The following is a 21,594-nucleotide window of genomic DNA, read 5'->3' on the forward strand; positions in this document are numbered from 1 at the left end:
TCGCGGTGTCGTTCTGATGTGTCCTCAGGTCAGGATCGACCGTCGACGGCCAGGGCCTCGGGGTTGAGCTGCTCGACCAACTGGCGGAGCAGGCGGTGGATTGTGTCCTTGTCGTCCGGGCCGAGCGGTGAGGTTGTCTCCGCTTCGATCCGAGCAGCGATCGACGCCGCGCGGGTGGCCAGCGAGTGCCCGTCGTCGGTGGTGTATAGGCGCATACTGCGGCGGCTGGTCGGATGGGGCTCGCGGCGCAGCAGGCCTCGCTCGATGAGTTGGCCCACCGCGGCGCCCATGGACTGGGCCGTGATGCCGGAGCGGCGTGCGATCTCGGCTGCGGACACCCCCGGTGTGCGCGCGGCATGCTGGAGAGCGTTGTGCTGGGCCAACGTCAGGGCCTCCACGCGCAGTGCCTTCTCCAGCCTTCCTGCGACGATCTGGGAGAACTGCCAGGCCAAATATCCGGTGGTGGGGAAGGCTGCGTCGGTCACATCGGCAGTTTACGAGAGCACTTCATGGTGCCCTCGGCGATGCCCGTCGACGGAGGCGCTGTGGGGTGGTCGGCGACGACACTCGGCGGAAGGCTGGTCAGACGACGGCTTCGCGGCGCGGAGCGCGCGCGTCGCGCCAGTACAGCGTCGCGGAGGCGATCAGGATCCACACGACCAGGACGACGATGCCGACGGTGAGGCCGTCGTTGTTGAAGTGGGACAACCCTTGGACGGCTCGGACGCCGACTCCCACCGGGAGGATCTTCGAGAACGGATGGAGCCAGTCCGGCAGGTAGGCAGTGGGCAGCGTGCCGCCACTGGTGCTGTTGCCGAAGGTGAACAGGACCACGGCGGCCAGCGACATCCCGGCTCGGCCGAAGAGTCGCATGAACGCCATGGTCGCGCTGCCGACAGCCGCGGCCATCAAGGCGATGACCCCCGCGATGCCCAGGAAGGGTCCGGGCAGTGCCGCGAAGCCCGCGCTCCCGGCTATCACCGCGACCACGATCCCGCCGAGGACGCTGAAGGTGAACAGGCTGGTCAGCCTCCACCGATACTCCAGGCTGGGAGCGATCTGGTAGGTCATCATGCCGAACAGGAACCCGGCCAGCACGACGCCGAAGCCGGCGTAGAACACCGACATGCCGCGGGTGTCGCCCGCCGAGGCCGGAACGGCGTCCTGGACGGTGAGCCGGACGCCGCTCGCCTTGGCGACACCCGAGAAGGCGCCGGTGACCGTCGAGGTCACCGAAGGGCCGTTGGCGCCGGCGTACAGGAGTTCGGAGGACTTGCCGGAGCCCGTGATGTAAGTGGCGTACACCTTGCGGTCCTCCAGAGCGTGGCGGGCCGCCCTCTGGTCGGCGTAGCGCTTCACCGCAAAGCCGCCGGGCAGCCCGGCCTCCAGCCCTGCTGTGACCTGTTCGGCCTGCTCGGTCGTGCCCACGACGGCGACCGGAAGGTCATGGGGTCGCGGAGCGTGAAAGGCCGCCAGGAAGACGCTGATGAAGATCGAGCCAATGATCAGAACGATTGCGACTGGCATCAGAACGCCCTTCACGCCGGTCGCACCCTGCAGTGAGGGAGCGGAGTCGACTGCGTGGTGCTGAGCATGGCTGGGCTCGAAGGAAGCTGGGGGTGATGTGGACACGGGCTTCTTCCTCACTTGAAATGTAAGGTACCTTCTATTCCTACCATAGAAATATCAGGCACCTTACTTTCGGAGCTGCGCTCATGCGTTCCACTCAGGTGGACCCCTCGGCACGTACCGGCTATCTCGCGTGGCAGGTGACTCATGTGATGGGGACGCGTCTGGAGAGGGCGTTGCGCTCGCTCGATCTCACGATCGCCCAGCACAACGCCCTCCAGCACCTCGTCTGGACCCCGGGAATCTCCGCCGCGGAGATCGCGCGTCGCACCGGCATCACTCCGCAGTCCATGGGCACCGCTGTCAGCGCCTTGGAGGACCGAGACCTTGTGGTGCGCCGTGAGCACCCTGCGAGCCGCAGAACCGTCCAGTTGGCCATCACGGACAGGGGTGCCAAGGTCGCCGAACGTGCGCGGGATGTGGTGGAGCGTCTCGACAGGGAGGCGCTTGCGGTTCTTACCCCGGCTGAGCGGTCAGTCGTTCACTCCCTGCTGCATCGGATACTCGCCGAGCTCAATCCGGATGCCCTGCCGTCGACGGAGTCGGGTGGCGCGCATTCGGAAGTGGCCTGATCCCCTCGGGGTGTCGATACTCTCGGCGTCTTCCTCAAGTCGCCCTCGTCTCTTGTTCCGGACTGCGGTGTCGTTCGACTGCCGTATCAGGATTGGCGGTTCGACCAGGAGGGTGACGTGGAGCTCGACCACATCGGCGGCTGCACCTGCCTGCTCGACATGACGATGCGTGACCCGCGGAATGAGGGCCGCGCGCTCCGTAAGTCCTTCGACACGTTCCCCCCATGGGGCCCAGCTGGTCTCCGCCGACGAAGCTGAGCCGCCAAGGCGCTCGAACTACGCTGCTCGGTGGACGGCACACAGCGGCAACCCGCCCGCATCGCCGACCTCATCTGGGACGTCCCGCGGCTTCTGTCGTACATCTCGAGCGCGATGCGGCTGCTTCCGGGATGTGATCTCCACGGCACGCCCGCAGGCGTCGGCGTGGTGCGCGACGGTTACTGGAACGTCTTGGAGATCGATCGGGTCGGCCGGCTGGAGGTGTCGGTGGACACTGCCAGTGCCGCCCTCTCGCCGACGCGCGGCCACAAGGTCCCGCGCGCCGTCCATCCGTCGCGCAGCCATTCCCAAAGCTGGCCTGTTCCGGCCTCCCGGCATCAGGAGGCGCCGGTCTACTTCACTGGCAGCGAATTGCGGAGCTTTCGAGTGCGACTATGCGTGGCCGAGGGGTGCGGCACTTCCGCCCTCGACGAGGTTCGCCTGGGCCTTGCTGCCGTGGAAGTCGCGGGAGCGTTGCGCGCTGCCGAACCCGCCGTAGGGGTAACCGCCGTGCTGTGGCGTGCTGACGGTGTTGAGGGCCGCGGTGGTCTCGGCGTCGAGGTGCAGTTCGGCCGCGCCGAGGTTGTCGGTCAGGTGGCCGAGGGTGCGGGCGCCGACGATGGGGGCGACGACGGAGGGCTGGTCGGCTGCCCACGCCAGGGCGACTTGGCTGGGGGTGTGGCCGGTCTCGCGGGCGATGCGGACGACCGTGTCGATGGTGTGCCAGTTACGGTCGGAGGCGGCGTACTCGGCGGAGACCCACTGGTAGAGCTCGTCTTCGGAACCGGCGCGGGAGTCGGGATCGGCGGTGGTGCCGCGCTGGTACTTGCCGGTGAGGAAGCCGCCTGCGAGGGGTGACCATGGCAGCAGGGCGATCTGGTTGTGCGATGCGGCGGGGATGACCTCGTACTCGCTCTCCCGGGACAGCAGGCTGTACTGCTGTTGGAGGGACACGGGGGCGTGGGTGCCCATCTGCCGCGCGGTGGAGAGGGCGAGCTGGAGCTGCCAGCCGGTGAAGTTGGACAGCCCCACGTAGTTGATCTTCCCCGCGTGGACGGCGTCGTCGAGGAACGACAGCGTCTCCTCGATCGGGGTCAGGGGGTCCCAGGCGTGGATCTGGTACAGGTCGATGTGGTCGAGTCCGAGGCGGCGCAGGGAGGCGTCCAGTGAGCGGCGCAGCTGCCGGCGGGTGGAGCCGAGACTGTTGACGTCGGTGCCGGGGCCGTAGCGGCCCTTGGTGGCCAGGACGACGCGGTCGGTGATGTCGTTGGGGCGGCTGGCGAACCAACGGCCGATGATCTCTTCGCTGCGTCCGCCGCCGTAGACGTTGGAGGTGTCGACCAGGTTGCCGCCGGCGTCCACGAACGCGTCTAGGAGCGCGAACGCCTCGTCTTCGGGGGTTTGGACGCCGAAGTACATCGTGCCGAAGGCGATGCGGGAGACGGCGGTTCCGGTGTTGCCGAGCTTGCGGTACTCCATGGGATTCCTTGTCGTTGTGCGGCTCACGCCGCGGTGGGGGGACAGTTGCGGCAGGCTCGGGACGACGGAACGGTTTGCGGTGTCATTTCGAGGTGGCGTGCGGCTTGTACGGTTCGGGGGGCGGTGTCACCGTCCCCCGAACTAGCCGGATGTCATTGCCTTCACGAGTCTGCGGCGAGTCCGTTCCACGGATCGCGGGACTTTACGGGCCGCTCAGCGGTGGGAGTGCCCGGTGAGGGCCTTGAGGTTGATGGTTCCGCGCTGCAGCTTCGCGTCGTGGGGTGCCTTGAACCCGGCGTCGGCGATGTACAGCTGGTTGCCGCTTACGGCGGTGGTGGTGGGGGAGGCGAGGCCGTCATCGGCGGTGAGGGCGGTCTGGGTGGTTCCGTTCGGGCGTACGACGGTGACCCGGTCGGTCGGGTCGTTCTGCGCAGCGAAGACGATGTCGGAGTGGTTGTTGAGGAAGGCGAAGTCGTCGAGGTCGGGGATGTCGTCGGCGACGGTGTGGACGCGGCCGGGGGCTCCGTGGGCGGCGACCGGGATCCTGAGCAGGGTGCCCTGGCTGTAGTTGCTCACCCACACGGCGTCCTTGTGGAAGCGGACGCCGTTGACGCCCAGCGGCAGGGAGCCGTCGGGGTCGGCCGCGAGCGCCGGGCCGCTCTTCCAGATCTTCGGCTGCCCGTCGGAGGCGGGCACGGCCCACACCGTTCCGTTGTAGCTGTCGGCGGCGTAGAGGGTACGGCCGGCCGCATCGATGGCCAGGCCGTTGGGCAGGCCGTCGGGCAGGGCGGCCAAACGCTCGGGACGGCCGTGGGCAGGCAGCTTCCAGACGCCGTTACGGGCGGCGTCGTCGGAGTCCACGTTGTAGTAGACGGTGCCGTCGCTGCCACGGGTGTTACCGGTGATCTGATCGCCCAGATGCCCGGTGACGAGGGTGGTGCGCTGTCCGGAAGGTGTGATGCGTACCAGCTTCGGCGGCTTGTTCGCGGGCACACCCAGCATGGACACCGTCAGGGAGCGGTCCGGGTTGACGTTGATGTTCTCGGGCGAGTCGCCCGAGGCGAAGTCGAATCCGACCACCGTCTTCACCTGAGTGATGATCGGCTGAAGACCGTCCCCTCCGTTGGTGGCGGACGCGGACGGGGCCGCGACGAGGACAGCCGCCAGAGCGGAGACTGCCGCGGTGTGAGCGAAGCGAATGCGCATGGTGCTGCTTTCCGTGGAAGCGGCTGGAGGACGACACAGCGGTGCCCTGAGACTCCATGCCGGGTGATACCCCGGCCGGCCGTCGGCGGCCGGGGAACTGACTGTGCGTGGGGGATCAGGTGAGTGCGACGCGGTGCGGCATCAGGTGTCGAACCGCACGTCGCCGAGCCAGACGACCCTTTCCGGGTCGTGGTGATCGAAGATGTCGCTGCGGCCGGTGTCCAGGCCGGCGATGCGGCCCAGCTCGTCGGCGGTGAGCTCGAAGTCGAAGACGTCGAGGTTCTCGGTCATGCGCTCGGGCCGTACCGACTTCGGGATCACCACGATGTCGCGCTGGACGAGCCAGCGAAGGGCGATTTGGGCGACGGTCTTGTCGTGTGCGCGGGCGATGTCGACGAGCACAGGGTTGTCGAAGAAGCCCTGGCCGCCTTCCGCGAGCGGTCCCCAGGACTCATGCTGGACACCGTACTTGTGCATCAGGTCCTGGTCGGCACTGCGCTGGAAGAAGACGTGCGTCTCGATCTGATTGACCGCGGGGACGATCTCGTTGTGTGTGATGAGGTCGGCGAGCCGGTCGGGGTAGAAGTTGCTGACTCCGATCGCCCGGACGCGGCCGTCCCGGTTGAGAGCCTCCATGGCCCGCCATGATCCGTAGTAGTCACCGAAGGGCTGGTGGATCAGGTACAGGTCGAGGTAGTCGAGGCCCAGGCGGTCGAGCGAGCGGTCGAAGGCACGCTTGGCGCTCTCCTCGCCGTAGTCCTGAACCCACAACTTCGTGGTGACGAACAGTTCGTCGCGGGGAATGCCGCTGGCGGCGATCGCACGGCCCACGGCGTGCTCGTTCTCGTAGCCGGCGGCGGTGTCGATGAGGCGGTAGCCGGCTTCGAGCGCGGCCTCGACCGCCTGCTGGGTCTGCTCCTCGGGGATCTGGAAGACGCCGAAGCCGAGGATCGGCATGTGCACGCCGTTGTTGAGGGCAACCTGCGGCACCTTGATCGTCATGGGTGAAGCCTCCGCTTTCTGACGGTGGGGGGATGTCGGCCGGGCAGCAGCCGGTGGGGCAGCGAAGCTGCTGCCGACCTGGGCCCAGACGGCAGGCCGTTCGGCCTCTACCAGGTCTGGCGTTCCAGCCAGGTGTGGATGCGCTGGGCCGTCTCGCGCCAGCCGGGTTCGAGGAGCACGTTGTGGGTGCGGCCGGGAAGGAAGAGGTAGTCGGAGCCGAAGTAGGCGGCGCTGCGGCGGATCGCTTCGGCGGGGACGACGACGTCGTTTTCTGCCGCGATGACCAGGGACGGGCCGCCGATGCGCGTGCGGTCCACGCTGAAGGAGGTGGAGATGGTCTCCTGGATGGCGAGGGCCGATTCCCTGGACAGCAGGGCGTAGTAGCGGCGGGCGTCCTCTTCCGAGCACCCCGCGAGCACACGAGGCCACTCCTCCTCGAACGAGCCGATGCCGACCGGCTTCGACAGATCGAGCTCCCGCTCCGGGTGGAGACCGACTTCGGCGCAGATGGCGGGCGTGATGTGCACCTCGGCGACGACTGGGTGCTTCTCGGCGTACTTCTGTCCGACGAGTGCGCCCATGCTGTGGGTCACCAGGATGGGCACCTGTCCGATGTGGTCGACCACGATCTCCAGCTCTTCCACGGTCTCGGCCATGGAGCGGGCCGCGAACTGCTCATCCGGCAGCTCATGGGAGCGGTGGTGGTTGTACCAGCTGAAGGCGTAGCAGTCCCGGCCGGTCGCGGCGAAGAAGGGGAGGTAGTTCTCCCACACCCAGCTGCCCTGGCCGCCGCCGTGCACGAAGACGATGGGCGCGGCCGAGGGGCTGCTTTCGGAGAGGGCGTATTCGATGAACACGCCCTTGACGGTCGTGTGTTCAATCTTCACAGTGATGCCTTTTCGATGTCGATGGGAGTGGGCTGGGTAGGGGTGGTCAGTTGCCCCGGCCGCCGTGTGGGGCGGGCAGGGCGTTGAGTGCGGCGAGGTCGGCCTCGCTGAGCCGGATGTCGGCGGCGCCGGCGTTGTCCAGCAGGTACTTCGGGGTCTTGGTGCCCGGGACCGGGATGACGTACCGGCCCTGGGCCAGGACCCAGGCGAGGGCGACCTGGGCCGGGGAGGCGTCGATGCGCTCGGCGATCTCGCGCACCCGGCCGACGAGGGCGAGGTTCTGCTGGAGCGCGTCCTGCTGGAAGCGCGGCATCCGGCGGCGGACGTCCTCCTGGGGCAGGTCGTCCACCGAGGCGAAGCGGCCGGTGAGGAAGCCCCTGCCCAGGGGGGAGTAAGGAAGGAAGGCGATGTTCTGTTCCTGGCAGTAGGGCAGCACGTCCTGCATCCAGTCCCTCGTCCACAGCGACAGCTCGCACTGCACTGTGGCGATCGGATGCACCGTCTGGGCGCGTTTGATCTGTTCGACGTCCACCTCGGACAGGCCGATCGCGCGGGCCTTGCCGGCGGCGACCGTCTCGGCCAGGGCGCCGACGCTCTCCTCGATCGGCACCTGGGGGTCGACCCGGTGAAGCTGGTAGAGGTTGACGTGGTCGGTGCCCAGGCGTTGCAGGCTCTCGTCGATGGAGCGGCGGATGTGCTCCGGGCGGCCGTTCTCGGCGCGGACCGGGTTGCCTGCTTCGTCGCGGGACAGGGCGCCGACCTTTGTGGCCAAGACCGCCCGGTCGCGGTGGCCGCCTGACAGGGCCCGGCCGACGAGTTCCTCGTTGGTGAAGGGTCCGTACACGTCCGCGGTGTCGATCAGGGTCATGCCCAGATCCAGCGCCTGGCGGATCACCGAGACGTACGTGTTCTCGTCGCGGGCGGCGGCCATGTCGTAGGCATAGCTCATGCCCATGCATCCCAGGCCGATCACGCCCACCTCGGGACCGCCGGGGCCCAGTGTCGTCGTACGCATGCGCTTCCTTTCATCTCTCGGAACCAAGGTGTCGGATGCCGGGCGGGAAGGACCGGCCTTCCCGTGTGGTGTCAACTCCGCGCTCATTCCGCCGCGTGCCGCGGGACGGCCGGCAGGGCGGAGGTAGCAGGGCCCGGGCGGCAACGGCAGACGAGGTGCGGGCGGAGTTGTTCAGAGCCGCCGATATCCACGAAATCAGCTCCCGCGTCCCGCTGACAGGCACGCTCTTTGGGGGTAACGGCAGTGACCCCCTCGCGCCGGAGCCGCGCGGCGTACCGGGGAGCTAATGCAGGCAGGCGCATCCTGCCGACGGACAGTCCGGGCCGGCCGAGCAGACGGACTTCCACGGTCGTCTCCAGCAGTCGCGTACGTGAAGTCGGGGTGGGAGTGTCGGACGCGTGCGGGAGGGGCCGACATTCCCTGGAAGGGTTAGCTCCGCGCTGCCTCCGCCTTGCGCTGGGAGGCGGCCAGCAGGCCGAGGGGCAGCAGGGCCACCAGGGCGAAGGCGAAGCCGGTCAGGGACGGGCCCTTTAGATCCAGGCTGGAATTCAGGGCGACGCCACCGAGCCAGGAGCCCGTGGCGATACCGATCTGGAAGGCCGAGGTGGCCATGGCTACCGGCAGGGACCGGCCCTGTCCGGCGATCTTGACGACCTGACCGACCACGATCGGGTTGCCGGCGAAGCCGGCGGCGCCGAGCAGCATGATCAGGATGACGGCCACGACGCTGTTGGTCGCCCACAGGGTGATCGCGCCCAGGGCTGCGGTGGTCAGGGCGGCCGTCGGGATGAGCGTGCCGTAGGGCCGCCGGTCGCCGAGGCGGCCGCCGACGGTGGTGCCGGACAGGGCGCCGATGCCGAAGCCGAGCATTGCCAGCGGTACCGCCGAGCTCGCCAGGTGGGCACGGTCGGTCAGCAGGGGGGCGACGTAGCTGTAGGCGCCCATGATGCCGGCCTGGAGCAGGGCGATGGACAGGTAGACCAGCCACAGCCGGGGCTGCTTGAGCGCGGCCACCTCGGCGCGCACGGAGCTGTCGGCGCGGGTGGTGTCGGCCGGGATACGGCGGGCGATCACGGCCGCGGCGGCCACAGAGAGTGCGGCGAGCACCCAGTAGGGGGTCTGCCAGCCGCCTAGCTGGCCGGCTGCCGTACCGAGCGGGACGCCGATGATGTTGGCGAGGGTGATGCCACCGACCATCACACCTGTGGCGCGGGTGCTGGCGGCGGGGCCGGCTGCGGCGGTGGCGATCACGGCACCCACGGCCCAGAAGGTGCCGTGGCCCAGCGCGGCGGCGAGCCGACCGACGATCGCCAGGGTCAGGTTGGGGCTGAGTGCGCTGAGGACGTGCCCGGCGGCGAAGACCAGCAGTGCGGCGATCAGGGCCGAGCGGCGCGGCAGACGCTGGGTCGCGATCGCCATTAGGGGGGCGCCGATCGTCATGCCGATGGCGAAGACAGTGATCAGCATTCCGGCGCTGGAGACGCTGACGTTCAGGGCGTCGGAGATCTGCGGCAGCAGGCCGGAGACGACGAACTCGCTGGTGCCCATGATGAAGGTGATGCTGCCCATCAGCCACACCACCGGCGGCAGCTTGACCTTCCCGGCAGGCACGGGCGTGCCGTCGTCGGCGGTGAGCGGTGCGGTGGCCGAGGTATCCGGCTTCGTGGACGAGGGGGAACTCACTGACGATCCTTTCTAGAGGTGGCGCGGGGCCCCGGTCACCGAAGGCGGGCCGGCAAGCGTCATACGCGCCGAGGGGGGGCGGGCGGGCCCCTTCAGGCCCGCCGCAATCCACGAAACCAGCTGGTGAGCAGCTCGGGGAGTCACGCTTGTGAGGGGTAACAGCAGTGCCCCCCTCATGCCGTGCGCCCGAGCACGGGGAGCGAAGGTGATCACTGTCGGCTTCTTCGTGGAAGCGTACGGTGACGCCGGTGGGCAGACCGGAACCGGCGTGATCTGCCCGCAGGGCGGGAAACCCGCGGGTGCAGGCCCTGACACGGGACGGACGGCGCTTGGCGTCAGCCTTCGGTGTCGGCCGGTGTTTCAGCTTGGTCCGGCGTGGCGGCCCAGCTGGCCAGGAGTTTCAGAGCATCGGCGGCCGGGGTGCCGGGATCGGCGCTGTAGACGGTGATGGACAGCCCCTCGTCACCGGGCAGGTCCAGGCTCTCGTGGACCAGTTCCATCTCGCCCACCGCCGGATGATGGAACCGCTTGACGCCCTCGGTGAAGACGTGCACGTCGTGCGCGCCCCACATGGTGCGGAAGGCGTCGCTGCGTGTGGACAGCTCACCAATCAGGTTCGACAGTTCTCTGTCGTAGGGGTTCTTGGCGACCTCGACCCGCAGCACACCGACCCCGTCACGGGCCACGCGCTCCCAGTCCGGGTAGACGCGGGTGGCGCGGGGGTCGAGGAAGACGAACCGGCAGGTGTTCGGCGGCTCCATCTCGAACAGCTGGTAGTGCAGGGCACGGCCGAGTGGATTGGCCGCGAGAATGTCCATGCGGTTGTTGCGCAGATACGCGGGCTGGTCATGCAGGCCCTCGAGGATGCGCAGCACGCTCGGCCGCACGACGGTCTTCTTCGGACGCCGCCGCACCCGAGCCGGGCTGGTGTTCGCTGCACGGGCCAGCGCGTAGAGATGATCGCGCTCGGTGTCACCCAGTCGAAGGGCCTGGGCGACTGCGTCCAGGACACTGTCGGAGACCCCGCTGAGATCGCCACGCTCCATGCGCGTGTAGTACTCCACACTCACTCCGGCGAGCATCGCCACCTCGCCACGACGCAGGCCGGGCACCCGGCGCTGCCCGTACACCGGCATTCCCGCCCGCTCCGGAGTGATCTTGTCACGGCGGGACTTGAGAAATGCGCTTACTTCAGCCCGATTGTCCATACAGCCAGCCTAGGGAGCCGGTGCCGCCGCTGGGGGTCCCTGTCTTTACCCCTCACAGCACTGACTCCCACGGCAGATCCTGGCAGATGTGCTTGTTAACTGCGCTGGTCCGGTCGTGTCATTTGAGCGGAGCGCTCCGCTCCGATAGGTTGGTGCAGGAGACACCGTCGCGCCGACCCGGAGGACACATTGAAGACGACAAGCATGCCGAGGGCCCTGGTGACCGGTGGCAGCCGGGGAATCGGGGCGGCCACCTCGCGTGCGCTGGCCGCCCGGGGCTACCGCGTGGCCGTCAACTACTTCTCGAACCGCGAGGCCGCCGACCAGGTGGTCAAGCGGATTGAGGCCGACGGCGGCGAAGCCTTCGCCATACACGCCGACGTGCACGACCCCCGCCAGGCGGCCGAACTGCTGGACCGCTCTGCGGGCGACGAGCGCCTGGACATCCTGGTGTGCAACGCCGGTGCCCGCTTCACTCCGACCCCGCTCTCCGGCCTGTCCTGGGACGACTTCCACACCAAGGTGACGAACGAACTCGCGTCCGCCTACACCCTCACCCAGCGGGCGCTGGCCATTATGGGGGCCCAGGGCGGGGGCCGGATCGTGTATGTCTCCAGCGCGGTGGCCGACGGCCCGCCCATGGTGGGCATGGCCGCACACGGTACCGCCAAGGCCGCGTTGAACACCTTCGCCCGGTTCGTCGCCTACGAGGCCGGCCCGCTCGGCATCAACGTCAACGTCGTGGCGCCCGGCTATGTGCGCACCGAGGCCAGCGCCCGGCTGCCGGTGGAGTTCCAGCGGCGGCTGGCCGACCACACCCCGCTCGGACGGGTCGCGGAACCGGAGGATGTGGCCGGGGCGATCGCGATGCTCGTGGGGGCGGAGGCCGGTTTCGTCACCGGGTCGGTCGTCACCGTCGACGGCGGGCACGGCGTGGGCCGCCGCTGAGGGAGAATCCGTGCCATGGGTGACACGTACGAGGGCAGACCGCGAGGCCGCAGGCGGGAGGCGGACCGTAACGACGCCCGCCTCTTCCAGGCGGCGCGCGAGGTCTTCGCCGAGCGTGGCTGGGACGCTCCCGTCTCCGAGATCGCCCGCCGCGCCGGCATCGGCATGGGCAGCCTCTACCGCCGCTACCCCAGCAAGGAGTTGCTGGCCCAGCGCATGCGGATCGTGGCCATGGAGCAGCTCGTCACCCAGGCACGCACCGCTCTCGCCGAGGCGCCCGACCCCTGGTCCGCCTTCGCACGCTTCTTGCGGGACGTACTGACCGCCCAGCAGCCGGGCGGTCCACTCCTGCCTCTCGTCGGTGGACGACTCCCGGCCACGGACGACATCGTCGACGCGGCCGACCGGCTCCGGGCCGCCCTGGACGACCTGGTGGGCGGCGCGCAGCGGGCCGGGGTGCTGCGCAGCGACTTCACCTCCGCCGACATCCCCTTGCTGCTCGAACACCTCACCGCGCGTGTCCCGGTCGCCGGTGAGCGTGCCACCGCGCTGCATCTGCGCTACCTCGACCTGGTCCTCGCCGGACTGCGCACCTCGCCGGTCGGCGAACCCGGCGCCCTGACGGGCCCGGCACCGCACTGGGTGGAACTCGGGGAGCTGTGGAACGCACCTCCGGAGTGATCCCCGGGGTGTGAACTCCCGTGACGACCGAAGTTTCGCCCGGGACTCGCGTCCGGGCGACGCGACCGGCAGGTCATGCACGCAGCCCGAGGAGGCTGGCAGACGCGTCCCGTCGAGAGCTCGGTGGGGACGGTTGGCCGCGGGGTACTGGGTCAGAGCGGTTTTGACGCCACGACGCCACAAAGCCGCGCGAGTTCGTGCCGCCAGGCGGTGTCGGTGTTGAAGCCCGCACCGAGGTCAGGCAGTTCGGCCATGTCGGTGTCGGGCAGGTCGAGGAGGGTCCCGCCGGCGGAGACGATTCGCAGGGAGAGCCGGGCCAGGCCGTCGACGCTGATCGCCTGGAGCACTGCCTGCTCGACGGTGGCCGCGGCACTGGTCACGCCGTGAGCGCGAAGCACCACGACCGGACGATCCGCCATCGAGCGGACCATCTCATCGGCCAGGCGACGGTTTCGGATCAGGACCCCGCGCGGATGCACCGGAACACCGCCGGCGGCGAGGCGGGTGCCGGGGATGTCGAACGCCCCGACGATGGGACGGATGCTGATGCCGGCGAGGTCTGCGGCGACGACATCGGGTGGGTGGGCGTGCAGGACCGCGTCTATCTCCGGGCGCTGCCGGAGGAGTTCGGTATGCAGCGGCAGTTCGTTCGGCGGGGAGTAACCGTTCAATTCGCCCGGGGCTCCTTCGCTCCCGTCGAAGTCGACCAGCCGGACGTCGTCAGGCGTTGTGTAGCCGAGCCCGCGCTCCTGGGGGCCTCGACAGCGGATGAGCAGCCTGCGCTCATCGATTCTCAGGCTGATGTGGCCGAGGATGCCGTCGGCCAGGCCACGGCCGGCCATGACCCGGCAGGCATGTGCGACCAGCTCCCGCCGGGACCGGAGCTCGGTCGATGCCGGGTTGAGCATACTCATCGAGCCCCCATCCGGGCGGCCCGCCGCACGTCGTCCACGAGCGCGCGTACCTCAGGCAGCGAGCTGGGCACCGCATCGGCCCTGTTGAGCAGCCGACGGCAGGTGATCAGCGCCTTCGGCCAGTTCACTGTGAGGGCGCCGATGAACCGGTCGGATTCGTCCGCGTAGAGCACGGCGAAGGAACGCTCGGGGTCGGCACCGTCCACCCGGACATGCGCGATCTCGCCACCCGTCCGCCCCACCAGCTGGACCTTCCAGTCGTACTGGTCGCTCCAGACGTACTCGACCGGGGTGTGGTCGCGGAGGGCTTCCGGGTGCGTGATGTTGTGGGCCACGCAGACGGCCTGCTCGACCGCGTTCGTCCAGTGCTCCAGCCGGACGCTGCGCCCGTAGCGAGGATGCCACCACCTGGCAACGTCCCCGACCGCCCAGATGTGGGGGTCCTCGATGGAGCGGCAGTGGCTGTCACAGAGCACGCCGTCGTCGGTAGGAATCCCACTGCCCGCAAGCCAGTCGTCGTTCGGGACGGCCCCGATTCCCACAACGACCGTGGCGGCAGGGAGCACGGAGCCGTCGTCGAGGTACACCTCCAGTCCGTCTCCGGTTTCTTTGACGTCGGTGACGCCCACACCGAAGCGGGTGTGTACTCCGCGCGTGGTGTGCAACGCGCCGAACACAGCGGCGACGTCAGGGTTGAGCACCCGCGACAGCGGCACCGGCACCGGGTCGACGACCGACACGTTGTCGAGGCCGATGCCCAGCGCGGTGGCCGCGACCTCGGCGCCGATGAACCCGGCCCCGATGACCACCAACGGTCCGCCGGCCCTCAGGGCGACGCCGAGCGCCTCGGCGTCGGCCAGAGACCGCAGCACGTGCACGCCAGGTGGTGTCCCCCAGGGTGACGGCCTGGCCCGAGCCCCGGTGGCGATCACGAGATCGTCGTAGAACTGGCTGGTGCCGTCGGTGAGGAGCACCTGCCGGTGCTCTCGGTCGACGCCTGTTGCCGCGTTGCCCAGAGCGAGCTCGACGCGTGCCTCGGCCGCGGCATTCGCGCGCAACAGACCAATACGGTCCGCAGTCGTTGTTCCCGCCAGCAGTGCCTTGGACAGCGGCGGCTTGTCGTAGGGCGGGACATCCTCGTCGCCGATCAGGACGATCTCGCCGTCGTAGCCCGCCGCCCGCAGGGCCTGGGCGGTCCGGACACCGCCCACGGAGGCGCCAACGATCACTGTGCGTGCCATCAGTCGTCCTCAATCACCAGCGCGGAGACCGGGCAGCTGCGAGCTGCCTCCTCGACTCTGGTGCGTTCAGAGTCCTCGATCGTCGTCCGGCGCAGCACGACTACCCCGTCGTCGTCGAGATCGAATACATCGTCCGCGCCGACCACGCAGTTCGCGTAGCCCTGGCACGCCTCAAGATCGGCTTTCACGATCACCATGTCGCTCTTCCTCTCGTCCTCCCCGGGGTTGAGGCCCCCGGAACTTACGCCTTGGCTCCGATGCCGCCGTCCGGATGCACGACCCCGCCGGTGATCCCGCGGGAACGCCCGGAGGCGAGAAACACGTAGCTCCACGCGTGGTCCTCGCCTGACAGCGCGACCTTCAAGGGGACACGGGCGGCCAACTCCGTTTCCCGGTCAGGGCTGTCGTTCAGACGCCGCTGATCCAGCCCGAGACTGCCCAGCCCGCGCAGGTCGGTGTTGAGAGTTCCGCCGGGTGCGACCCCATTGACCCGGATGTCGGGTGCCAGCTCGTGCGCGAGCGCGGTGACGAGCCCGCGGACGGCGAATTTGCTCGAGACATAGAGCACTCCGCCCCGACCCGGGTAGTACGCCGAGGTCGATTCGGTGAGGATGATGGTCCCTCGGCTCTCCCGCAGGGCAGGCAGAGCCGCCTTCACCGAGTGCAGGTGACTCTTGACGTTGACCCGGAAGATCTCGTCGAACGCGTCGTCGATCCTGTCCTCGTCGAGATCGCCGATGCCGCGATAGAAGTCGAAGACACCGACACAGTTCACTAGGACGTCCAGACCGCCGAACGCCTCCACCGTGGTCGTGACAGCCCGCTCGTTGGCCTGGCGAGTGGTGGCATCCCCGACGACCACAGGCAGGCCAGGTATCTCGGCGGAGAGTTTGGCGCATTTGACCTCGTCGCGTTCGAGGACGGCTACCTGCGCGCCTTCCGAGCGGAAAGCGTCGACCACCGCACGACCGATCCCGGATCCCGCTCCCACGACGAGAGCACGTCGGCCGGTCAACCAATCACTCACGGCTCCTCCTCGAACAAGGGGCCGAAGGGGCGGCCGATCATCGCGGAGAACGTTTCCGCGTTCTGCCAGGTCAGTGACTCCACCTCGAGTGGGCACAGCGCCACCCACTGACCGGACTTCGGTGCCTCGACCAACAGCCGCGCACCGTTCCGGGTCTTGACCCGGGACACTCGTATCTCGCTGAACTCGTTGCCCAGCGTGATCGCCTCTCCCGTCTGGTGGGCCTGGAGCTCGCGCAGCTCGGCCGCGACCCGGCCCGCGGCGGCGGCGTCCTCGGCTTCGCCGTCCCACTGCAGTCTCCCCTGCTCGGTCACAGGAACACCGCCAGGTTCTGGGTCCGCAGCACGGCGTCATCCACCAGGATGGTGCGACGGGCCAGCTGCCAGCCGTCTCCGACGCAGCGCAGCAGGTCCTCGCGGCCTGCCGAGATGATCGAGGCTTCCCGGATGTCACCGCGGCTTCGGTAGAGCAGGACCGCTGTGTCCACGATCAGCTCGTCCGGGTTCGGCGTTGCGAACGTGCGGACGTTGGTGACGTGGTGACGCAGTCGCGAGGGCGGGTCCTCGGTCCAGGCGTGCTCCGTCAGGAACCGGGCCACACGCCGTGACAGCGAGTACTTGTTCTCGTCGAAGTGCGCCATGTGCGGGGCCGAGTCGAACCCCGCTGTGAGGGCGGTGGTGACCCGGACCGGCATGATGTAGTGGATGTCGTCGGTGAGCAGGTCCAGCCAGTCCTCGTAGTTCTGCGCGTCGAGGATGTAGGTCTCCTCCACCATCCAGTGGTGGGCCTGCAGATGACGTGGGTCGTCGAACGCCAGGCTCCGACCAGTCCGCTGGGTACGCGGCGCATGCCCGCCCAGCCGGGATTCCGCAGAGTAGGGACCTCCGTTTCCGGTGGGTGCGGCAGCAACCTTCTCCTTCGCCGGCTCAGGGGCCGTCGGCTGTGTCTGAGTACTCACGCTCGCACCTCCTTGTGGTCCGCCGGGACACCGGACACCTCAACCTGAGAAACCTTCTCCACCGGGCGCTCCAGATGGTCCGCCCAGCGGCTCAACAGGTGGCGCTGGTTGTACTCGCCGTATCCGACGTGGGCCTCACCCGGACCCGAGTACTGTTCGCGCGTCAGCGGCGGAACGACCTCGGTACCGTCCTCCAGCAGGCCCATACGGCTGTTGAGGAGCAGCCTGCGGGCCATGGCCCCGGCCGCGGTGTTGGTCAGCGAGACCCAGTTCTCGACATCGTCCTGCTCGAACATGCCGGTCGATCCGAAGCACATCAGGTACGCCTTGTAGGAGAGCGCCTTGAACTCCTCCGGCGCCTCCGCGTCGACCGCGAACCAGGAGACGACCTCGGTCTCGTCAGGGCCGACCGGTTGCCACGTGCGCAGCGAGATGAACGGGAGCACATCGTCGGAGTCCTCGACCCGGGGCCAGTTGTGCACGAAGCTCATGTTCGGGAAGACCGACGCGGCCGAGATCATGAACCCGTCCCGGCCGATGACGTCGAGTTGGTCCTGCGACCACTGCTCCTTCATTCTCTCGATCATCACGTCGGGGTAGCCGACGTAGCGCAGCTTCTCCTCCAGCGTCCCCGCAGGCAGCTTGTAGGTAGTGCCCCCGCCATTGCCGGCCCAGTAGGTATTGCCGTCCTTGCGCTTCTCCGCCTTGGGCTCACGGAACAGCCCGATCTCCACGACGGAGGTGTGCGTCTGCGGGGTGTGGTACATGTCGCCGGCGAAGTTCTCGGCGCCGATTTTCCAGTTCGTCTTCACCCGCCAGCGCTGCGGACCGCGCAGTTCGATCCCGCTGGCCGACTGGCGGGTGTAGTAGTCGAGGTAGAAGGCGAAGTCGCCCAAGTACTCACGCAGCGGCGGGGCGTCGGGATCCAGGCTCAGGAAGATCAGGCCGTTGTAGGTGTCCATGGACGGCGCAGGGAGCAGGGTCTGCCCCTTGCGCCGGAAACCGGCCTCGCCGCCGTAGGCGTCCTTGTGGAAAGGCAGCCCGACGATGCGCCCGTCGTTGCGGTAGGACCAGCCGTGGTACGGGCAGCGGAAGTGCGAGGCGTTGCCCATCTCCGCCCGGCAGACCTGCATACCCCGGTGCAGGCACATGTTGAACAGCGCCCGTACTTGACCGTCCTCCCCCCGAGACAGGATGAACGAGTCGTCGAGCACCCGCCTCACCACGTAGTCGCCGGCCTGGGGGATCTCCGACTCGTGCCCGACGAACAGCCATGCCCGGCTGAACAACCGCTCGCGCTCGAGTCGGAAGATCTCCTCGTCGTTGTAGATGTGCGCGGGGATCATCCCCCGCCGCACATCACCCAGCACGAGGTCGAGGTCGGTCATCGACTCACTCCTTGCATTTTCTCTGCTCACCAGAATTAATGTCTGCTTACCAAAAACCATGACTGCGTCGCTGTGTCAAGCGTCGTCCGGTCAGTGACGAGCCCGAGCGGTGCTCAAGCCGCTGCTGCCGAAGATGGCAGGAGGCCGGAGTGCGGCGCGGAGCACCTGGGCGGCCGAGTGGCACAGATCGCTACGACGTTCGTCGCGGGTCGGGGAGTCAGCGCGTAACGCGCGTAATCCCCCCGGCCGGCCTGGCGTCGAGGGGGCAAGGAGTGTCGCAGGACATGTCAGCCCCGATCCCGAGTCGGCCGCATCGCGGCAGCGTTCTCCACCAGCAGCAGGACCGACAACGAGAAATGGCGACCCCGCAATGGCAGAAGCCCCTGGCTTCGAGGGAAGACCAGGGGCTACCTGCGTTGACAGGGTGGTCACCGGAAACTTGACCCGCGCGATCCTGTACCCCACGTTCTCGAGCACGGGGACTGCACGACGACCGCTACATGTACGTGTCACCCGTCTCGACGCGCCCCATCGCGGCACTGTCACGGGCGCCGTCAACCTCCGGCCGGCCGCAGCCGCCTCCTGCAGGAGAGCCCTGCAACTCCGGACCTCGCCCTGGGCCCGTTCCGGGGGGACAACGCGCGGGCCTGCGACATGTCTGCCATCGCCGGCGATGACGGCAGTCCGTGCGGGCCCCTCTCACCGCTCCAGACACACCTTCGATACGCGGCTTAAGCAAGCACCTTGCGCACGCCTTCGATTCCACCGGCGTAGCTACCTGCGAAGGAGCGGGTCAGCTCCTCCTCCTGGGCCTCGTCGGCATCGAACTCAGCTGACCACTCCACGTAGGCATCGCCGGTGTCGGTGATCTCGGATACCCGGACCGTGCAGACATACCGGCGGACGCCGAACGGGTTGGCGCCTCGAAAGGCGTAGGTGCAAGTGCGTTGGGCGTCGTCGAGGGCCAGGAGCCTTTCCTCGAACGTGTCCCCGCCCGCGGCGAGTGTCAGCCTGCGCACAGCACCGACCTGTCCCTCCTGCCCTTCGACGAGCTCACTCCGGTCGAGGCCCGGCATGTAGCCCGGCAGGCCGTTGAACTCTCTGAGAAGGGTCCATACCCGGTAGGCGGGCGCGGCGACCACTCCACTTGCGTAAGGGCGCGGCATCGATCACTCCTTGAAATGCTGTGTTGAATGCCTCCGGTCTGAACGACAGGGAGGTATCGGATGGCCGCGCTCCAGACTTCGAGCATCGCGTACGCGCTGGGGCCCCGGTGTGTCGACCTGTCCGCACGGCTTGGTGAGTCGTTGATCCTTCAGCGCGCGGCGTCAGTGCGTGCGGCTGCTGGTCCATTCGACGATGAGCTTGGTGGGCGCATCGCGTTCGCCGGGGCCCTCGAAGAAGTGTCCGCCGGGGAGGAACTCGAGCGTCTTGTCCGCGGCGCCCAGTCCGTCGTGGATGGCGTGTGCGTCGGAGGGGAACACCCCTGTGTCACCGGTTGCCTGGATCACGAGTGAGGGCACCTTGATGTTCTTGAGCTGATCGGTGCCGCGGGACTGCGCGTCCTCCAGGCTCCACATCGAGAGCCAGCCTCGGAGGGTCACGAAGGGCACGAGGCTATGAGCACCGTAGTTGGCGATACGGGGGTCGCCCAAGTAGCAGCCGGTCTCCCGCGTGGAGGGGTCGATGGACAGGTCGAGGAAGCGCAGGTCCGCCCAAAGCCTGTTGATCGTGAAGATACGGTCGGTGACGCCGTGTTCATTAAGGCGGGCCAGTTCCTGACGCGCCCACGTGCTGATGCGGTTGCTGCGTTCCCGCTGGGCCTGCCGGTAGCGGACCACGAACTCCGGCGAGTACGGCGGACCATTGCGCGGGTTGAACATGTCCAGCTCGGGGTCGGTCGCGAAGAGATCGTTCTCGTCGATGACCGAGGGGTCCATCCACGTCGTCAGGACGTCCGGACGGCCCTGATGGGCGTTGAGCGAGATGTACAGGTCGGCCGGGGGCAGCTGCCGCAGTTCCGAATCGACCGACACATGCACGGCCATCGAGGTGGACAGCTGGCCGGCCGCCGAGCTGGCGCCCGCGTCCGCCGCGGCCTTGAACTGATCTGCGACCTTGATCGTGCTGGGGTCGGTGGCCTGTGCCTGGTAGGTGGCCATCAGCGAACCACCACCGGAGTTGCCCACCATCACAACCGTCTTCACTCCGGCGACCTCACGCAGCCACTGGATCCCGACGCCGATGTCGATCAGCGCGTTCTCCAGCTGGAAGTAGGCCGGATCGGTCTTGTATCGGGTCGGCCAGCCCAAAACGCCGAAGCCCTGCTCGGCCAGCAGCGGTCCGAGGTAGTGGTCGCTGAAGTTGGCGACGTGGTGGCAGATGATGAAGGCGACGTCGGGCCTGCTCCCCTTCAGCGTGTGGTAGACGCCCTCATGTGGGAACGCCCCGAATGCTGTCCTCGGTGCGGTGGGCGAGTCGATCGCCACCGGCTCACGTGTGACCTCGGTCATTTCCGTCCTTCGTCGTTTCTTGTCTTTGTCCTGCTGGCGCGGCGTTCACCCGGCCGCGGGGCCCTAGACGAGGACGCCGCCCCCGTCGACGATCAGCGTCTGGCCCGTGACGTATCCGTTGGTCATGAAGAACCGCACCGCCTGGGCGATGTCCTCAGCTCGGCCGACGCGCCCCACCGGCAGGCGCTGGGCGATCGCCTCCAGGTCACCCGCCGATGCTGTGAGCAGAGGGGTCTCGACGATGCCGGGGACGACGGTGTTGACGCGGACGGGCGCGAGCTGCACCGCCAGGGTGCGGGTCATCGACTCCACCGCCCCCGCTGAGGCCGCGGCGAGCGGATTCGTGCTCTTGCCCGGTCGGACACCGGCCGCTCCCGAGCAGAAGGTGATCGATCCGCCTCGGAGCATCTTCGGCGCTCCGTACCTGGCCGCGTGCGCCGCCGCCCAGACCCGCGCATCCAGACGCGGACGATGCGTCGCGGTGTCCGCCTCGAAGAGGGTGCCCCCGCCGACAACTCCGACGGTGACGAAAACGTGGTCGACGGTGTCGAAACCATCGAGCAGTCCCGCCACTTGTTCCTCGTCGACGGCGTCGACAGCGGCAGTCTGCACCCCGTCACCGATGACGGCCCTAGCCTCGCGGAGTCGGTCCTCGGAGCGACCGGCGATCGTGACCTCCGCGCCGTCCTCGAGAGCTGTTGCCGCGACCGCAAGCCCGAGACCTGAGCTCCCTCCGATCACGAGGACCGTCTCACCCTTCAGCGAACCCATTTCGTCTCCGATTCCATCTCATATGAGTTGCCGGCCTTCGTCCCCCTGCGGTGCACCGCAGGGGGACGAAGGCCGGGGGCGGATGCGGCCTCGTCGAACTGTCGGACGAGTACTCGGGGACCAGCTCTCGGAGCACACCGTGCTGATCACCGCCGCGGCCACCTTCTCCGTGGCGGCCGGGCGAGGCCGGTCGCCACGTCCTTGGCGCTCCTTC

General features: G+C 68.3%; 22 protein-coding genes and 1 pseudogene. 4 read left to right on the plus strand and 19 right to left on the minus strand.

Annotation, left to right across the window (positions count from 1 at the left end; translation table 11 throughout):
- Nucleotides 1–29: 29 nt before the first annotated feature.
- Nucleotides 30–485 carry a MarR family winged helix-turn-helix transcriptional regulator gene (locus IQ210_RS36335; RefSeq protein WP_194083491.1) on the minus strand — a complete coding sequence of 152 codons (456 nt, stop codon included), beginning with the start codon at nucleotides 483–485 and terminating at the stop codon, nucleotides 30–32.
- 97 nt (nucleotides 486–582) lie between these two features.
- Nucleotides 583–1,527, minus strand: a complete 945-nt coding sequence (locus IQ210_RS36340; RefSeq protein ID WP_194083492.1) for an ABC-2 transporter permease — start codon at nucleotides 1,525–1,527, stop codon at nucleotides 583–585.
- 188 nt (nucleotides 1,528–1,715) lie between these two features.
- Between IQ210_RS36340 and IQ210_RS36345 the strand changes: the two genes are divergently transcribed.
- Both IQ210_RS36345 and IQ210_RS48555 read left to right on the plus strand, forming a co-directional pair.
- Nucleotides 1,716–2,201 carry a MarR family winged helix-turn-helix transcriptional regulator gene (locus tag IQ210_RS36345; RefSeq protein WP_194083493.1) on the plus strand — a complete coding sequence of 162 codons (486 nt, stop codon included), beginning with the start codon at nucleotides 1,716–1,718 and terminating at the stop codon, nucleotides 2,199–2,201.
- Nucleotides 2,202–2,477: 276 nt separating this feature from the next.
- Nucleotides 2,478–2,678, plus strand: a pseudogene (locus IQ210_RS48555) (fumarylacetoacetate hydrolase family protein); the annotation flags it as partial.
- A gap of 174 nt (nucleotides 2,679–2,852) precedes the next feature.
- Here IQ210_RS48555 and IQ210_RS36355 read toward each other — a convergent pair.
- The 7 genes from IQ210_RS36355 to IQ210_RS36385 all read right to left on the minus strand — a co-directional run bounded on the left by IQ210_RS36355 (nucleotide 2,853) and on the right by IQ210_RS36385 (nucleotide 10,939).
- The gene (locus IQ210_RS36355; protein WP_194083494.1) at nucleotides 2,853–3,938 is read right to left on the minus strand and encodes an aldo/keto reductase; all 1,086 of its coding nucleotides are present in this window, start codon (nucleotides 3,936–3,938) and stop codon (nucleotides 2,853–2,855) included.
- Between the two features lie 213 nt (nucleotides 3,939–4,151).
- Complete coding sequence (locus IQ210_RS36360) at nucleotides 4,152–5,144, minus strand: hypothetical protein (protein WP_194083495.1); 993 nt, start codon at nucleotides 5,142–5,144, stop codon at nucleotides 4,152–4,154.
- 141 nt (nucleotides 5,145–5,285) lie between these two features.
- Complete coding sequence (locus IQ210_RS36365) at nucleotides 5,286–6,134, minus strand: aldo/keto reductase (RefSeq protein ID WP_194083619.1); 849 nt, start codon at nucleotides 6,132–6,134, stop codon at nucleotides 5,286–5,288.
- A 119-nt stretch (nucleotides 6,135–6,253) separates the two neighbouring features.
- Nucleotides 6,254–7,033, minus strand: coding sequence for an alpha/beta hydrolase (locus tag IQ210_RS36370; protein WP_194083496.1), 780 nt, complete (start codon nucleotides 7,031–7,033; stop codon nucleotides 6,254–6,256).
- Between the two features lie 46 nt (nucleotides 7,034–7,079).
- The gene (locus IQ210_RS36375; RefSeq protein WP_194083497.1) at nucleotides 7,080–8,048 is read right to left on the minus strand and encodes an aldo/keto reductase; all 969 of its coding nucleotides are present in this window, start codon (nucleotides 8,046–8,048) and stop codon (nucleotides 7,080–7,082) included.
- Between the two features lie 429 nt (nucleotides 8,049–8,477).
- Nucleotides 8,478–9,731 carry an MFS transporter gene (locus IQ210_RS36380; protein WP_194083498.1) on the minus strand — a complete coding sequence of 418 codons (1,254 nt, stop codon included), beginning with the start codon at nucleotides 9,729–9,731 and terminating at the stop codon, nucleotides 8,478–8,480.
- A gap of 335 nt (nucleotides 9,732–10,066) precedes the next feature.
- Nucleotides 10,067–10,939, minus strand: coding sequence for a helix-turn-helix transcriptional regulator (locus IQ210_RS36385; RefSeq protein WP_194083499.1), 873 nt, complete (start codon nucleotides 10,937–10,939; stop codon nucleotides 10,067–10,069).
- Between the two features lie 204 nt (nucleotides 10,940–11,143).
- Here IQ210_RS36385 and IQ210_RS36390 point away from each other — a divergent pair, with 204 nt between their 5' ends.
- Complete coding sequence (locus IQ210_RS36390) at nucleotides 11,144–11,887, plus strand: SDR family oxidoreductase (protein ID WP_194083500.1); 744 nt, start codon at nucleotides 11,144–11,146, stop codon at nucleotides 11,885–11,887.
- Between the two features lie 15 nt (nucleotides 11,888–11,902).
- Nucleotides 11,903–12,568 (plus strand): TetR/AcrR family transcriptional regulator, encoded by a 666-nt coding sequence (locus tag IQ210_RS36395; RefSeq protein ID WP_194083501.1) that lies wholly within the window; start codon nucleotides 11,903–11,905, stop codon nucleotides 12,566–12,568.
- Between the two features lie 152 nt (nucleotides 12,569–12,720).
- Here the strand turns inward: IQ210_RS36395 and IQ210_RS36400 are convergent, their stop codons facing one another.
- The 10 genes from IQ210_RS36400 to IQ210_RS36445 all read right to left on the minus strand — a co-directional run bounded on the left by IQ210_RS36400 (nucleotide 12,721) and on the right by IQ210_RS36445 (nucleotide 21,380).
- Nucleotides 12,721–13,476, minus strand: coding sequence for a class II aldolase/adducin family protein (locus IQ210_RS36400; protein ID WP_228049114.1), 756 nt, complete (start codon nucleotides 13,474–13,476; stop codon nucleotides 12,721–12,723).
- 2 nt (nucleotides 13,477–13,478) lie between these two features.
- Complete coding sequence (locus IQ210_RS36405) at nucleotides 13,479–14,723, minus strand: NAD(P)/FAD-dependent oxidoreductase (protein WP_194083503.1); 1,245 nt, start codon at nucleotides 14,721–14,723, stop codon at nucleotides 13,479–13,481.
- The gene (locus IQ210_RS36410; RefSeq protein ID WP_194083504.1) at nucleotides 14,723–14,920 is read right to left on the minus strand and encodes a ferredoxin; all 198 of its coding nucleotides are present in this window, start codon (nucleotides 14,918–14,920) and stop codon (nucleotides 14,723–14,725) included. Before IQ210_RS36410 ends, IQ210_RS36405 begins: the two co-directional genes overlap by 1 nt.
- A 44-nt stretch (nucleotides 14,921–14,964) precedes the next feature.
- Nucleotides 14,965–15,750, minus strand: coding sequence for a 3-(cis-5,6-dihydroxycyclohexa-1,3-dien-1-yl)propanoate dehydrogenase (gene hcaB, locus IQ210_RS36415; RefSeq protein WP_194083505.1), 786 nt, complete (start codon nucleotides 15,748–15,750; stop codon nucleotides 14,965–14,967).
- Nucleotides 15,747–16,064, minus strand: coding sequence for a hypothetical protein (locus IQ210_RS36420; protein ID WP_194083506.1), 318 nt, complete (start codon nucleotides 16,062–16,064; stop codon nucleotides 15,747–15,749). The genes hcaB and IQ210_RS36420 overlap by 4 nt, the downstream gene beginning before the upstream one ends.
- Nucleotides 16,061–16,708: a 3-phenylpropionate/cinnamic acid dioxygenase subunit beta gene (locus IQ210_RS36425; RefSeq protein ID WP_194083507.1), complete on the minus strand. Its 648-nt coding sequence runs from the start codon at nucleotides 16,706–16,708 to the stop codon at nucleotides 16,061–16,063. The genes IQ210_RS36420 and IQ210_RS36425 overlap by 4 nt, the downstream gene beginning before the upstream one ends.
- Nucleotides 16,705–18,096, minus strand: a complete 1,392-nt coding sequence (locus IQ210_RS36430; RefSeq protein WP_194083508.1) for a Rieske 2Fe-2S domain-containing protein — start codon at nucleotides 18,094–18,096, stop codon at nucleotides 16,705–16,707. Before IQ210_RS36430 ends, IQ210_RS36425 begins: the two co-directional genes overlap by 4 nt.
- 731 nt (nucleotides 18,097–18,827) lie before the next feature.
- On the minus strand, nucleotides 18,828–19,262 hold the full coding sequence (locus IQ210_RS36435) for an SRPBCC family protein (RefSeq protein WP_194083509.1): 435 nt from the start codon (nucleotides 19,260–19,262) through the stop codon (nucleotides 18,828–18,830).
- A gap of 162 nt (nucleotides 19,263–19,424) precedes the next feature.
- Nucleotides 19,425–20,609: an alpha/beta hydrolase gene (locus tag IQ210_RS36440; protein ID WP_194083510.1), complete on the minus strand. Its 1,185-nt coding sequence runs from the start codon at nucleotides 20,607–20,609 to the stop codon at nucleotides 19,425–19,427.
- A gap of 63 nt (nucleotides 20,610–20,672) precedes the next feature.
- Nucleotides 20,673–21,380 (minus strand): SDR family oxidoreductase, encoded by a 708-nt coding sequence (locus tag IQ210_RS36445; RefSeq protein WP_194083511.1) that lies wholly within the window; start codon nucleotides 21,378–21,380, stop codon nucleotides 20,673–20,675.
- Between the last annotated feature and the right edge of the window lie 214 nt (nucleotides 21,381–21,594).

Source organism: Streptomyces justiciae (genome assembly GCF_015163075.1).
GTDB classification, from domain to species: Bacteria; Actinomycetota; Actinomycetes; order Streptomycetales; family Streptomycetaceae; genus Streptomyces; species Streptomyces justiciae.

Coding starts and splice junctions, on each gene's coding strand:
- IQ210_RS36340 (WP_194083492.1), bottom strand. CDS start 1,527: ATGCCAGTCGCAATCGTTCTGATCATTGGCTCGATCTTCATCAGCGTC.
- IQ210_RS36345 (WP_194083493.1), top strand. CDS start 1,716: ATGCGTTCCACTCAGGTGGACCCCTCGGCACGTACCGGCTATCTCGCG.
- IQ210_RS36355 (WP_194083494.1), bottom strand. CDS start 3,938: ATGGAGTACCGCAAGCTCGGCAACACCGGAACCGCCGTCTCCCGCATC.
- IQ210_RS36360 (WP_194083495.1), bottom strand. CDS start 5,144: ATGCGCATTCGCTTCGCTCACACCGCGGCAGTCTCCGCTCTGGCGGCT.
- IQ210_RS36375 (WP_194083497.1), bottom strand. CDS start 8,048: ATGCGTACGACGACACTGGGCCCCGGCGGTCCCGAGGTGGGCGTGATC.
- IQ210_RS36385 (WP_194083499.1), bottom strand. CDS start 10,939: ATGGACAATCGGGCTGAAGTAAGCGCATTTCTCAAGTCCCGCCGTGAC.
- IQ210_RS36390 (WP_194083500.1), top strand. CDS start 11,144: ATGCCGAGGGCCCTGGTGACCGGTGGCAGCCGGGGAATCGGGGCGGCC.
- IQ210_RS36395 (WP_194083501.1), top strand. CDS start 11,903: ATGGGTGACACGTACGAGGGCAGACCGCGAGGCCGCAGGCGGGAGGCG.
- IQ210_RS36400 (WP_228049114.1), bottom strand. CDS start 13,476: ATGCTCAACCCGGCATCGACCGAGCTCCGGTCCCGGCGGGAGCTGGTC.
- IQ210_RS36405 (WP_194083503.1), bottom strand. CDS start 14,723: ATGGCACGCACAGTGATCGTTGGCGCCTCCGTGGGCGGTGTCCGGACC.
- IQ210_RS36410 (WP_194083504.1), bottom strand. CDS start 14,920: ATGGTGATCGTGAAAGCCGATCTTGAGGCGTGCCAGGGCTACGCGAAC.
- IQ210_RS36430 (WP_194083508.1), bottom strand. CDS start 18,096: ATGACCGACCTCGACCTCGTGCTGGGTGATGTGCGGCGGGGGATGATC.
- IQ210_RS36435 (WP_194083509.1), bottom strand. CDS start 19,262: ATGCCGCGCCCTTACGCAAGTGGAGTGGTCGCCGCGCCCGCCTACCGG.
- IQ210_RS36440 (WP_194083510.1), bottom strand. CDS start 20,609: ATGACCGAGGTCACACGTGAGCCGGTGGCGATCGACTCGCCCACCGCA.
- IQ210_RS36445 (WP_194083511.1), bottom strand. CDS start 21,380: ATGGGTTCGCTGAAGGGTGAGACGGTCCTCGTGATCGGAGGGAGCTCA.